This window comes from Salinispora sp. H7-4 (genome assembly GCF_013416675.1).
Taxonomy (GTDB): domain Bacteria; phylum Actinomycetota; class Actinomycetes; order Mycobacteriales; family Micromonosporaceae; genus Micromonospora; species Micromonospora vitiensis.
In genome coordinates this window covers 58429-70838 of record NZ_JABZED010000016.1, presented here as the reverse complement: position 1 = coordinate 70838, position 12410 = coordinate 58429, and the positions used below count along the sequence as shown (strand labels likewise).

Annotated in this window: 11 protein-coding genes; 8 read left to right on the top strand and 3 right to left on the bottom strand. The window is 71.5% G+C overall.

Annotated features, from left to right (window positions below):
• Positions 1-551: class I tRNA ligase family protein (locus H0524_RS11410; protein WP_180198626.1), on the top strand; the 551-nt coding region annotated here is incomplete at its 5' end.
• A gap of 129 nt (positions 552-680) precedes the next feature.
• On the opposite strand, the gene H0524_RS11405 is transcribed toward H0524_RS11410, so the two are convergent.
• The 3 genes from H0524_RS11405 to H0524_RS11395 are packed head-to-tail and all read right to left on the bottom strand — an operon-like array spanning position 681 to position 3404.
• Complete coding sequence (locus H0524_RS11405) at positions 681-1448, bottom strand: TVP38/TMEM64 family protein (RefSeq protein WP_180198625.1); 768 nt, start codon at positions 1446-1448, stop codon at positions 681-683.
• Positions 1445-2167, bottom strand: a complete 723-nt coding sequence (locus H0524_RS11400) for a type 1 glutamine amidotransferase (RefSeq protein ID WP_180198624.1) — start codon at positions 2165-2167, stop codon at positions 1445-1447. The genes H0524_RS11405 and H0524_RS11400 overlap by 4 nt, the downstream gene beginning before the upstream one ends.
• Entirely contained in the window at positions 2157-3404 is a 1248-nt protein-coding gene (locus tag H0524_RS11395) for a MurT ligase domain-containing protein (protein WP_026322646.1), read from the bottom strand. Before H0524_RS11395 ends, H0524_RS11400 begins: the two co-directional genes overlap by 11 nt.
• A 353-nt stretch (positions 3405-3757) precedes the next feature.
• Here H0524_RS11395 and mraZ point away from each other — a divergent pair, with 353 nt between their 5' ends.
• From mraZ to mraY, 7 genes are all read left to right on the top strand, one after another.
• A complete protein-coding gene (gene mraZ, locus H0524_RS11390) occupies positions 3758-4186 on the top strand; it encodes a division/cell wall cluster transcriptional repressor MraZ (protein ID WP_180198623.1) in 429 nt (142 codons plus the stop codon).
• A gap of 204 nt (positions 4187-4390) precedes the next feature.
• Complete coding sequence (gene rsmH / locus H0524_RS11385) at positions 4391-5497, top strand: 16S rRNA (cytosine(1402)-N(4))-methyltransferase RsmH (RefSeq protein WP_180198767.1); 1107 nt, start codon at positions 4391-4393, stop codon at positions 5495-5497.
• A complete protein-coding gene (locus H0524_RS11380) occupies positions 5487-6065 on the top strand; it encodes a hypothetical protein (RefSeq protein ID WP_180198622.1) in 579 nt (192 codons plus the stop codon). Before rsmH ends, H0524_RS11380 begins: the two co-directional genes overlap by 11 nt.
• 2 nt (positions 6066-6067) lie before the next feature.
• On the top strand, positions 6068-8218 hold the full coding sequence (locus H0524_RS11375; protein ID WP_180198621.1) for a penicillin-binding protein 2: 2151 nt from the start codon (positions 6068-6070) through the stop codon (positions 8216-8218).
• A 118-nt stretch (positions 8219-8336) separates the two neighbouring features.
• Positions 8337-9854, top strand: a complete 1518-nt coding sequence (locus tag H0524_RS11370) for a UDP-N-acetylmuramoyl-L-alanyl-D-glutamate--2,6-diaminopimelate ligase (RefSeq protein ID WP_180198620.1) — start codon at positions 8337-8339, stop codon at positions 9852-9854.
• Positions 9851-11266: a UDP-N-acetylmuramoyl-tripeptide--D-alanyl-D-alanine ligase gene (gene murF / locus H0524_RS11365; RefSeq protein WP_180198619.1), complete on the top strand. Its 1416-nt coding sequence runs from the start codon at positions 9851-9853 to the stop codon at positions 11264-11266. The genes H0524_RS11370 and murF overlap by 4 nt, the downstream gene beginning before the upstream one ends.
• On the top strand, positions 11263-12387 hold the full coding sequence (mraY, locus tag H0524_RS11360) for a phospho-N-acetylmuramoyl-pentapeptide-transferase (RefSeq protein WP_180198618.1): 1125 nt from the start codon (positions 11263-11265) through the stop codon (positions 12385-12387). Before murF ends, mraY begins: the two co-directional genes overlap by 4 nt.
• The last annotated feature ends 23 nt before the right edge of the window (positions 12388-12410 follow it).

Below are 12410 nucleotides of genomic sequence, written 5' to 3'. Positions count from 1 at the left end.
CTGTGGTGGGGTCGTTCCGGTTCCTGCAGCGGGTCTGGCGGGCGATCGTGGATGAGCGCAGCGGCGCATCCCGGGTGGTGGACGAACCGGCCGACGAGGCGACCCGCCGACTGCTGCACCGGATCGTGGACGGGGTCCGGGGCGATATGGACGCGATGCGGTTCAACACCACGATCGCGAAGCTGATCGAGCTGACCAACGCGGTGACCCGGCTACCGGCGACGCCGCGCGAGGTGGCCGAACCGCTGGTGCTGATGCTGGCGCCGTTTGCTCCGCACATCGCCGAGGAGCTGTGGCGCCGGCTGGGTTACGAGACCTCGTTGACCTACGCCGACTTCCCGGTCGCCGACCCGGCCCTGCTGGTGGCCGAGTCGGTGACGTACCCGGTGCAGGTCAACGGGAAGGTGCGGGGTCGGATCGAGGTGCCGGCCGACGCCGCGGAGGAGACCGTCCGGGCGGCGGCGCTGGAGGCGGTCGCCGCCTCGCTGGCCGGCAAGGAACCCCGCAAGGTCATCGTGGTCCGGGGCCGCATGGTCTCCGTCGTGGTCTGAGGCCACTCCTCAGCCCACACCGCCGTTCACGGAGTTGTGGTGCCCGGTAGGTGCCGGGAAGCGTCGCCCCACCACCTCCGTGCTCGGCATGGGTTGGGCAGTCCTGCTGGTCGAGCTGGTCAGCGCCGGCTACGAGTCCGTCCTGGGCTGCCTGCTCCGCTCGGCGCGCCACCAGCGGTGGAGGAGCACCGCGCTGGCGACCAGGCCGAGCCCGGCCGGGGCGGCGGCGAACCAGTTGACCTCGCCGGGTGAGGTGACCGCGGCGCCGACGGCGGCGTAGCCGAAGGCGGTCGGCGCGGAGGCGACGACGCTGCCGACCAGGAACGGCACCACCCGCGCCCCGGTGGTGCCGTAGCCGTAGCTGACCAGGCCGAAGCCGGCGATCGGCAGCAGCCGTACGGTAACGACACCGAGCACGCTCTGCCGGGTGAACCAGCCGTCCAGCCGGGCGAGGCGACCACGGATCCGGTCGGCGACGAACTCCCGACCGAGGAACCGGCCGATGGTGAAGCCGATGGCGGCTGCCAGCAGTGCCGCGCCGAGCGCGTACGCGGCCCCCTCCACGGCGCCGAAGAGCGCACCGGCGGCCAGGGTGATGAAGGTACGGGGGACCAGCGCAACGAGCAGGAGCGCGCCGCCGCCGATCGCGGTGATCGGGGCGTACCCGCCCAACTGGTCGGCCAGCTGGGGCAGGGTGGCCGGGTCCGGGCGGGGAACCACCAGCAGCGCCACTCCGAACCCGGCGAGCAGGAGCAGTAGCAGGCCGAACCGGCCGACCGCCGGGTCTCTTCCCCGCCACCAGTGGGGCTGGACAGCGGGGGGTTCCCAGCGGTGGGGGGTGCCCGGACCGTGGTGGCCGCCGCGGGGGGTGAGGTCGCGGCGGCCGTCGTGGGTCATGGTCGGGCGGCGGCAGCCACTGCGGCGTGGCGTTCGGCGCGGAGCCGGTTCGACCAGGTGTCGTCCAGTGGGGGGAGCTGGTTGACACCGACTGCCCAGCGCAGCAGCAGGTCGGCCAGGGCCGGGTTACGAGCCAGGGCCGGTCCGTGCGAGTAGGTGCCGAGCAGCTTGCCCCGCCAGGCCCCTTCGGTCCGGGTGTCGTTGCCGATCCCGGCGGTCACCTGGGCCAGCGGTGACACCTCCGGGCCGAGGCGGGTACGCCCACCGTGGTTCTCGAAGCCGGACAGCGGTGGCAGGCCCAGCCGTGGGTCGATGTTGCCGGCCAGCTCGCCGATGGCGCGGGTGGGGCCCCGGTCGGAGGAGAGGTCCAGCAGTTCCAGGCCGGCGTACTTGGTGCCCTTGGCGAAGAAGGAGGAGCCGAGGAGCTGGTAGCCGGCGCAGACACCGAACACCACCGCGCCCTGCGCGGCGGCACGGTGTAGGCCGCCGTCGGCGATGAGCCGTTGTGCCCCGAGCGCCTGCGGGCCGTCTTCGCCGCCACCGACCAGGTAGATGTCGGCGGTGGCAGGCAGTGGTTGGTCGGAGCGGACCTCCAGCACCTCGACCGGGTAGCCGCGTCGCTGGGCGCGGCTGGCCAGAATGAGGGCGTTGCCCCGGTCACCGTAGGTGGAGAGCAGGTCGGGGTAGACCCAGACGATGCGCAGGCTGTCAGAGAACACGGTCCAACTCCGCTCGGATGTCCTGGAACGCGGTGTAGTTCGCGATGACCTCCAGTCGGCCTGGCGGGACCGACTGGATCGCCTCGGTGAAGGTGCGTACGTGCTGGAACGGCACGCCGTTCACGTCGAGTCGGACGGCCAGGTCGAACGCTCGGTCGCCGGTGATGAGCACCTGCCGGCCCCGCAGGGGGCTGAAGTCGACGTCAAAGAGCCAGGAGGTGTCCAGCCCGTCGGGATCGCGGGCGTTGATGGACAGCAGGGTCGGCGCCTCGTCGGCCATGTCGAACGCCTCCAGCCAACTGGCCGGGTTCTTCGCCAGCAGCAGGCGGATCAGCCGGCCGTCTCGTTCGACCTGCGCGTACCGGCCGGCGATCGAGGTGACTGAGCCGAGCTTGAGTACGGCGTCAACCGGTCGTACGCCGAACTCGGCCGCGACGGCGAGGGCGGTTGCGGCGTTGCCGAGATTGACCGTGCCCGGGAGTTGGAGCTGGACCTTGTGCCAGGCGCCGGTCGGATCGATCACGCCGTCGTCCTCGACGGACCACTGCGGCTGTGGCCGGCGCAGCGGGCAGCCGGTGCACCACCACTGGCTGTCCTGTCGGGCGATGGTCGAGCCGCACTCGGGGCAGACCCAGGAGTCGTCGTGCCAGCGTTGGCCCGCGCTGAACCAGGTGACCTGGGGCGGGGTGAGACGCTGATCGTGATTGGCCGGCGGGGTGGCGGCCCAGACCACCATCGGGTCGTCCGCGTTGGCGATGACCCGTAGCTCGGGGTGGCGGATCAGCGCCGCCCGCCAGAGCTGCGCCATCATGGCGACCTCCCGGGCCCGGTCCAGCTGGTCGCGGGAGAGGTTGAGCAGCGCCACCACGTGGGCATCGGTGGCGTCCAGCACCTGCGCGAGGTAGTGCTCGTCCACCTCGAGGACCGCGTACGGGGTGCTGCCGGCCTTGGCGAGCGCCGAGGTGTGCCCGGTGGGCATGTTCGCGCCGAACGAGTTGGTGGCGACCTTGCCGAGTACGCCGACGGCGGCGGTGGCGAGTCGGGTGGTCGTGGTCTTGCCGTTGGTGCCGGACACCAGGGCGATGGCGCGGCCCGCGGCGAGGTGCGCGAGCAGCTCCGGGTCGATCTTCAGGCCGATCCAACCACCGATAACCGAGCCGTCCCCGCGGCCCGCGGCCCGCGACAGGGCCGCGGCGGTCCGCGACACAGAGCTGGCCACCTTTGCCCGTAGGGGCATTCTCGCGTCCGTCACGCGAGCGAGGTTACTCCACGCCCGGGCTCCCCAGATCGCTGCTGGCGCGGAACGCTGCGACTCGTTGCCCGACGCGGCCGAGCCGATCGGGGGGTGGGAGTGGAGTCTATCTATGTCGGACGGTGGGCGGCTCCGGGGGTGGTACTGCCCTCCACTCCGCTCCACCCGCTTTGACGTGCGGTTTTGGTGGGACGGTCGCCGCGCCGTGCGGGCGATTCTGGTTGCAGGTGGAGGGAAGTGGAGTAGAGTGGGGCCCGATGGTGCGGCCGGGAGGGCCCACCGGCCCGGGGGTCAGCGGCGCCGCGAACGCCGCTTGAAGGGGCGAGGGGGTTAGGGCCGTGTTCCTCGGCACCCACACTCCGCGCCTGGACGACAAGGGTCGGCTGATTCTTCCGGCGAAGTTCCGGGATGAGCTGGCGGGGGGTGTCGTGATCACCAAAGGGCAGGAGCGTTGCCTCTACGTATTCCCGACGCCGGAGTTTCAGCACATCGCGGATCAGTTACGCGCGCAGCCGATGACGCACAAGGCGGCCCGGGCCTACAGCCGGGTCTTCTTCGCCAGCGCGCACGACGAGGTCCCCGACAAACAGGGGCGGGTGACCATCCCGGGACACCTGCGGGAGTACGCCGCGCTCGACCGGGAGCTGGTGGTGATCGGTGCGCACACCCGGGTGGAGATCTGGGACCGGGTCGCATGGGAGAGCTACCTTGCCGAGAGTGAAGACGAATTCGCTGACATCGAGGAGGGGGTGCTGCCCGGTCTGTAGGCGCGACGGCGCCTGGCGTACCGCGAGATCTCCAGCCGCTTTCGAGTTCCTGGCATCCCTTCCCCGGTGCCAGGCGCACGATCCGATCGGGGGCCGTTGCCCGAAGGCGGGCGGGAGCGGATGGGGATCTGGCGGTACGACGACGGGGCGCCGTCCGACGACAGACACGGCACGACAGACGGGACGGAACCAGTGGGGGGCGACATGGGGGAGTTGCGCGGCGCGCACGTGCCGGTGCTGCTTGAGCGTTGTCTCGAGCTGCTGTCTCCCGCGCTGGACCGGCCGGGTCAGACGGTCTACGTTGACGCCACGCTGGGGCTGGGTGGGCACGCCGAGGCGATTCTGACGGCGCATCCGCGAACCGTGCTGGTGGGGCTGGACCGGGACACCGAGGCGCTGGCGCACGCCCGCGTACGACTGGCCCGCTTCGCTGACCGGGTCCACCTGGCGCACGCCGTCTACGACGAGTTGCCCGAGGTGCTCGATCAGCTCGGCCATCCGGTGGTGGACGGGATCCTCTTCGATCTCGGGGTCTCCTCGTTGCAGCTTGACGCGCCCGACCGCGGGTTCGCCTACGCGCAGGACGCCCCGTTGGACATGCGGATGGATCAGAGCCGGGGAGTGACCGCCGAAGAGGTGGTCAACACCTATTCGCATCCGGACCTGGCCCGGGTGCTGCGGGTCTACGGCGAGGAGAAGTTCGCGCCGCGGATCGCCTCGGCGATCATCCGGGAGCGGGACCGGGCCCCGATCACCTCGTCGGCGCGGCTGGCCGAGTTGGTTCGGCAGACCATCCCCGCGCCAGCCCGGCGCACCGGTGGTCATCCGGCAAAGCGAACCTTTCAGGCGCTACGGATTGAAGTGAACAGAGAGTTGGCGGCGCTGGAGACGGCGCTACCGGCGGCGCTCGACCGGCTCACGATCGAGGGCCGGATGGTGGTCCTGTCCTACCACTCGTTGGAGGACCGGCTTACCAAGGTGGCGCTCGCGGACCGGGTTCGTAGCAAGGGCCCGATCGACCTTCCGGTCGAGCTGCCGGGGACGGGCCCGACCTTCCGGCTCCTCAGCCGCGGAGCGGAGCTGCCCGGCGAGGCGGAGGTCGCAGTGAACCCACGGGCCGCCTCGGTGCGGCTGCGGGCCGCCGAACGGCTCGATCCGACCATGCAGCAGCGCCAGCGTACCGACCGCGAACGGTACCGGCGGCGGGTCCGAGCGATGCACCAACCGGGGACGGGGTCGGCCGTGCGGCGGTCGGCCTCGGGGGATGACGGGACAGGGGCGGATGACGAGGGGGAGGGACATGACGATTGACAGGCGCGACCGCCGGAACGGGGCCGGCGACGGGCAGCGCACACCGCGGTCGGGGGGCCGGATCGCGGCGGAGCGGGCCACGCGCACCGGCACCCAGCCGCGGCCGGGGGCGACCCGCGCGCGGGGCACGCGTGCGTTCCCGACCCAGGGCACCGCGGCGCTGCGCCCGAGCGCGCGGACGGTCAGCACCCGAACGACCCGACTACGGGTGGCGCCACCGGCTCCGGTGTCGGTGCCGCGCGCACCGTTTGCCACGTTGGTCGTGGCACTGGTGGTCGGTGGGGTGCTCGGCATCCTGTTGGTGAACACCAAGATTAACGAGAACGCGATTCGGCTTAGTGAGCTCCGGCAGGAGCAGACCGCCCTCAACCTGCAGCAGCAGCAGCTGAACCAAAAGATCACCGAGGCGGAGGCGCCGGGCAACCTGTTCGAAGCCGCTCGCAAGCTTGGCCTCGTCGAGCTCGAGCCGGGTTACATCCAGCTTCCCGACGGCGGCGCGGCCATCGATGTGCCGCAGCCGGGCAGCGGGCCCGCGTTGGGGGCTGGCCAGCCGGGTAGCGGGGGGTAGTCATGCCGCCCAGATCGGAGGAGCCGCGCCGGGACGCCAAGGGGTCCCGGCGCGGCCCGTCCCGCGCCGACAGTTCAGCCGACCCCCGCCCGGCGGAGTCGGGTGGTGGCATCTCTGGTGCCCGGGCCTACACCCCCCGTGGCCGCAGTATCGGCGAGCAGCGGCTGGGGGAGGCCCGCGCCGGTCGCGCCGAACCCCGCCGGGCACCGCAGGGAGGTCGCGGTCGCTCCGGTGACCCGTTCCGTCCGGCACTCCAGGTGCTCAGCGGCGGGCGGGCCGGTGCCGCCCGGCGGGCGAACCCGCCGCGTCGCACCTCGGTGGTGCGCACCGTGCCCCGGCGTCCACCGGCGGAGGAGCCACCGCCGCGGCGACGCCCGCCGCGCCCGACCTCAGCTCGGCCGAAGCGACGCCGCCGACTGAGGCCACCCCGCCTGGCCGACCCCGGCCGTCGGCTGCGGCTCGGCACCGCGCTGGTGCTGACCCTGTTCACCGTCATCGGTATCCGGCTCATCGTGCTGCAGGTCGTGGAGAATCCGGACTACGCCGGTGCCGGAATCGACGACCGGCTGAAAGTCGTGGTGCTGCCGGCGCCTCGTGGTTCGATCCAGGACCGGGACGGGGAGGTGCTGGCGCACAGTGTCGAAGCTCGGTATATCTTCGCCGACCCGACCCAGATCGACGATCCGGTGGCCACCGCGCAGGCGCTCTCCGAGCCGCTCGGTATCCCGGCGTCGAAGCTCGCCGATCGGATGCGGAAACGCGACGGGCCCAACGGCAACGCACTGCAGTTCGTCTACCTCAAACGGGGGGTGGACGTTGACCTGGCCGAGCAGATCGAGGACCTTGATTTAAAAGGCATCGGAGACCGCCGGGATGAGCGACGGGAGGTCCCCGGTGGGGATCTGGCCGCCAACCTGATCGGCATCACCAGCCAGGAGATGGCCGGCCTGGAAGGGCTCGAGGCCGGCTATGACAAGGTGCTCGCTGGCAAGGACGGCCTGGAACGCTACGAGGCGGGGTGGGGTGTGCAGATCCCCGGGGGTTTCAGCGAGACGACCGAGGCGAAACCGGGCAGCTCGCTGTGCCTCACCATCGACCGGGACCTGCATTACATGGTCCAGGCCAAGCTAACCGAGGCGATGGAAGCGGTCAACGGCTCGACCGCCACCGCGGTCGTCCTGGAGGTGGGCACCAGCGAGGTTCTGGCCCAGGCCTCCTATCCCACCTACAACGTCGCGAACTGGCGGGAGAGCGACCCGGCGGACCGGGTTGACGTGGCGACCGGGTTCGTGGTCGAACCGGGGTCGGTGCACAAGGCGATCACGTTCGGTGCCGCCCTCCAGGAAGGCGTTATCACCCCGGACACCACGTTCCCCGTCCCCAACGCCGTCCGCCTCGGCGGCACCACGTTCCCCGACACCACCAAGGCGAACGGTCAACGGATGAGCCTGGCGGGGATGATGGCGTACTCCTCCAACGTCGGCACCATCAAGGTCGCCGACCGGCTCGGTCAGGACCGGCTGATCGACTACCAGAAGCGCTTCGGGCTGGGCGAGCCGACCGGTGTTGGGTTGTTCGGCGAGGCGAGCGGCGCGGTGCTGCCCGCCGACGAGTGGAGCGACTCGTCGTACGGGTCGGTGCCGATCGGGCACAGCGTGGACGCCACCGCGATCCAGATGGCTGCCGCGTACGCGACCATCGCCAACGACGGCACGTACGTCGCGCCGCGGCTGGTGAAGGAGATCATCGGGCCGGGGGGAGAGCGGACAACGCCGGAGGCGCCGACGACCCGGGAGGTGCTGACCCCGGAGACCGCCGCCGAGCTGCGTACCATCCTGGAGGCGGTGACCACCGTTGACGGCGCGACCGGCCGGGCCGCGGCGATCTCCGGCTACCGGGTGGCCGGCAAGACCGGCACGGGCTGGCGGCTGGTAGACGGGCAGAAGCAGCCCGGCGAGGTGGCGTCGTTCATCGGGATGGCCCCGGCCGAGAAGCCCCGCTTCGTGATCGCTGTCTTCGCTCACACTCCCAATGGCGGGGGTGGCGACATCGCCGCGCCGGTTTTCGCCGACATTATGCGGTTCACCCTGCAGCACTATCGGGTGCCGCCGTCGCAGGTCCCACCGCCCAACTTTGACGTCTTTCCCCGCTGACCAGCGCAGACGGGAAATCATCGGTGCGTGCCGACGAACCACCGGGGCGGCTGTGCGGCCGGAACCGGACGACCGGGTAGGGTCTGACGCCGTGTCCGGCAAACCTCGCCCTCGTAGCGTGACCGGAATCCGGCTCGGTAACCTCGCCGCCCGGCTCGCCGCCGAGTCCGGCGCGGACGCCGTTGAGCTCCGGTCCGGTCCAACGGAACCGACGGTCACCGGGGTCACGCACGCCAGCCAGGAGGTCCGCCCCGGCGACCTGTACGCGGCCCTGCCCGGTGCCCGGCGGCATGGTGCCGAGTTCGTCCCGGCCGCGGCCCGGGCTGGTGCGGTGGCGGTGTTGACCGACCCGGACGGCGCGGCGGCGACTGCGGAGGCCGGGCTGCCCATGTTGGTGGTGCCGGACCCGCGGGCCGTGCTGGGGGACCTGGCCAGTGTGGTGTACGGCGACCCGACCGCCGGGTTGACGGTGATCGGGGTGACCGGAACCGCGGGCAAGACCTCCACGGCGTACCTGGTCGAGTCGGGGCTGCGGGCGGCTGGGCACACGACCGGCCTGATCGGCACCGTGGAGACCCGCCTCGGTGATCTGGTGATCGACAGCGTCCGGACCACGCCCGAGGCGACCGACCTGCACGCCATGCTCGCCGCCGCCCGAGAGCGCGGCGTCACCGCCGTGGTGATGGAGGTGTCCAGCCACGCCCTGGCGATGGGGCGGGTCGGCGGCGTCCGGTTCACCGTCGGCGGCTACACCAACTTCGGCTCCGACCACCTCGACTTCCACGCCGACTCCGCGGACTACTTCGCCGCCAAGGCGAAGCTCTTCGACGGCCGCTGCACGGTGGAGGTGCTCAACCACGACGACCCGGCGCTGATGCCGCTGCGTCGACCCGCCACCGTGACCTACTCCGCGGCCGGTGACCGCCGCGCCACCTGGTGGGCCGAGGAGGTCGGTGGCGAGGGGTACGCGCAGCGCTTCACCCTGCACGGCCCGGACGGGCTGACCGTGCCCGCCGGGGTGGCCCTGCCCGGTCGACACAACGTCGCCAACGCGCTGCTCGCCGTCGCCGTGCTGGTGGCGGCCGGGGTGGCGTCGCGGCCCGCTGTCGCGGGGGTGGCCGACTGCGGCGGCGTTCCCGGTCGGCTGGAGCTGGTGCCGTCCCCCGGCCCGGTGCGCGGCGTCGTCGACTACGCGCACAAGACCGATGCGATCGTCGCCGCGCTGGCCGCCCTGCGGGAGTTCAGCACCGGGCGGCTGATCTGCCTACTCGGCGCCGGCGGCGACCGGGACCGGGGCAAGCGGCCCCTGATGGGCGTCGCCGCCGCCCAGGGAGCGGATGTGGTGCTGGTGACCGACGACAACCCGCGGACCGAGGATCCCGCCGAGATCCGGGCCGAGGTTCTCGCCGGCGTGCGGCGGGCCGACACCGAGGTGCAGGTCCTGGAGGTGCCTGGTCGGCGTGCGGCGATCACGGAGGCGGTCGAGCTCGCCGAGCCCGGGGACGTGGTGGCGCTGTTGGGCAAGGGGCACGAGCAGGGGCAGGAGGTTGGCGGGCAGATGCATCCCTTCGACGACCGCACGGAGCTGGCCGCCGCGCTGCGGGCCCGCTTCGGCGACCGGCCGGGGCAGTCGTGATCCGGCTGAGCCTGGCCGAGGTGGCGGCCGCGGTTGACGGCCGGTTGGTCGCCGCCGACCCGAGCGTGGTGGTCACCGGCTCGGTCGAGTTCGACTCGCGCAAGGTCGCTCCCGGGGGGCTCTTCGTCGCCTTCCCCGGGGAACGGGTGGACGGGCACGACTACGCCGACGGGGCGATTCGGGCGGGCGCGGTGGCGGTGCTCGGCACCCGGGTGCTGCCCGGCGTGCCGATGGTGCTGGTAGCCGACGCCCAGCTGGCGCTGGGGCGACTGGCCCGCGCGGTGACGGATCGGCTGCCCGAGCTGACCGTCGTCGGCCTCACCGGCTCCTCGGGTAAGACCAGCACCAAGGATCTGATCGCTGCCCTCACCGCTCGACTCGGGCCGACGGTCGCCCCGCCCGGCTCGTTCAACAACGAGCTGGGGCACCCCTACACGGCGCTCCAGGCCGACCCGGGCACGCGTTACCTCGTGTTGGAGAAGGGGGCGCGCGGGGTGGGGCACGTCAGCTACCTCTGCGAGGTGGTGCCGCCGCAGATCTCCGTGGTACTCAACGTGGGGGTGGCCCACATCGGTGAGTTCGGTTCCCGAGAGACCATCGCCCTGGCGAAGGGGGAGCTGGTGGCGGCGCTGCCGGCGGAGGGGCTGGCCGTGCTCAACGCCGACGACGACCTCGTCGCCGCGATGGCGACGCGAACCCGGGCCCGGGTGGTCCGCTTCGGCGAGGCGGCCGATGCCGACGTGCGGGCCGTTGACGTGGTGCTGGACGAGCGGGGCCGGCCCTCGTTCACGCTGGTGACTCCGGAGGGGCGCGCGCCGGTGCGGCTCGGGCTGACCGGCCGGCACCAGGTGTCCAACTCCCTCGCCGCCGCCGCGGTCGCCCGGGAGCTGGGAATGCCGGTGACCGAGCTGGCGACCGCCCTGGGTGAACTCGGGCTGGTCTCGAGTCGCCGGATGGACGTCTTCGAGCGGGTGGACGGGGTCACCGTCATCGACGACTCGTACAACGCCAACCCCGCCTCCATGGCCGCCGCCCTGCGGGCGCTGGCCGGGTTCGAGCGGCGGCGCACCATCGCGGTGCTCGGCTACATGGCCGAACTGGGGCCGTACGAGCAGGAGGGGCATGTCGAGGTCGGGCGACTCGCCGCCGACCTCGGGGTGGACCGCCTGCTCGTGGTGGGCGAGGCGGCGGCCCCAATCCATCAGGGCGCAACATCGGTACGTGACTGGGAAGGAGAATCGGTGCAGCTCACCGATCAGGCGGACGCCGTCGAGGTGCTGCGGGGAGACCTGCGGCCCGGTGACGTCGTCCTGGTGAAGGGCTCGCGGTACCGCACCTGGGAGGTGGCGGACGCGCTGCGCGCCGACGCCGGGACCGATCGGGGCGCGGGAGCGGACGGTGACCTGGCATGAGGTCAGTCATCGTCGCGGTCGGAGTGGCCTTCCTGGTCTCGCTGTTCTGCACCCCGATCGCGATCAAGGTCTTCACCCGGTTGAAGGCCGGCCAGCCCATTCGGGCCGAGGGGCCGGTGATGCACCAGGGCAAGAAGGGTACGCCGACGATGGGTGGGGTGGTCTTCATCCTGGCCACCGTCATCGCGTACGTCGCCGGTCACCTGGCTCTGACCACGCTGCCGGACGCGCAGATCGCTCAGGTCGAACCGACCATCACGGCGTTGGTGCTGCTGGGGCTGATGGTGTTCTCCGGCGCGGTGGGTTTCATTGACGACTTCCTGAAGGTCCGCAAGCGGCACAGTGGCGGCCTCAACAAGCGCGGCAAGCTGCTCGGCCAGATCCTGGTCGGTGCGGTGTTCGGGGTGATCGCGCTCTACTTCCCGAGCACCATGACCGACTCTCAGGGCACGTTGACCAACACCGAGACGGTCGGCAGCACCACGTTGAGTTTCATCCGGGACATCCCGGCGCTGGAGCTTACCAAGGTCGGTGCGGTCATCCTCTTCATCTTCGTGGTGATGGCCGCCACCAACGGCGTCAACCTCACCGACGGTCTGGACGGTCTGGCCACCGGCGCCTCGGTGATGGTGCTCGCGGCGTACGCGCTGATCGCCTTCTGGCAGTACCGGCACTGGTGCGCGGACCCGAACTACACCCAGGAGTACTGCTACGCGGTCCGGGACCCGCTGGAGATCGCCTTGATCGCTGGCGCGGCGGCCGGCGCCTGCGTCGGGTTCCTCTGGTGGAACACCTCGCCGGCCCGGATCTTCATGGGAGACACCGGGGCGCTGGGCCTGGGTGGTCTGATCGCCGGGATGGCGATGTCGACCCGGACGATCCTGCTGCTGCCGATCATCGGCGGACTCTTCGTCATCATCACGATGTCCGTGGTGATCCAGATCATCTCGTTCCGGACCACGGGTAAGCGGGTCTTCCGGATGTCACCGCTGCAGCACCACTTCGAGCTCGCCGGCTGGAGCGAGGTCAACATCGTGGTGCGGTTCTGGATCATCGCCGGCATCGGGGTGGCGATCGCCCTGGGCCTGTTCTACAGCGAGTTCCTCGCCCGCGTCGGTTGACCGGACCCAGCTTCTCGACACGC

What these genes read in the sequence shown, in the direction of transcription:
- H0524_RS11380 (WP_180198622.1), top strand. Translation starts at nt 5,487, where the DNA reads ATGACGATTGACAGGCGCGACCGCCGGAACGGGGCCGGCGACGGGCAG.
- rsmH (WP_180198767.1), top strand. Translation starts at nt 4,391, where the DNA reads ATGGGGGAGTTGCGCGGCGCGCACGTGCCGGTGCTGCTTGAGCGTTGT.
- H0524_RS11405 (WP_180198625.1), bottom strand. Translation starts at nt 1,448, where the DNA reads ATGACCCACGACGGCCGCCGCGACCTCACCCCCCGCGGCGGCCACCAC.
- H0524_RS11395 (WP_026322646.1), bottom strand. Translation starts at nt 3,404, where the DNA reads ATGCCCCTACGGGCAAAGGTGGCCAGCTCTGTGTCGCGGACCGCCGCG.
- H0524_RS11375 (WP_180198621.1), top strand. Translation starts at nt 6,068, where the DNA reads ATGCCGCCCAGATCGGAGGAGCCGCGCCGGGACGCCAAGGGGTCCCGG.
- mraY (WP_180198618.1), top strand. Translation starts at nt 11,263, where the DNA reads ATGAGGTCAGTCATCGTCGCGGTCGGAGTGGCCTTCCTGGTCTCGCTG.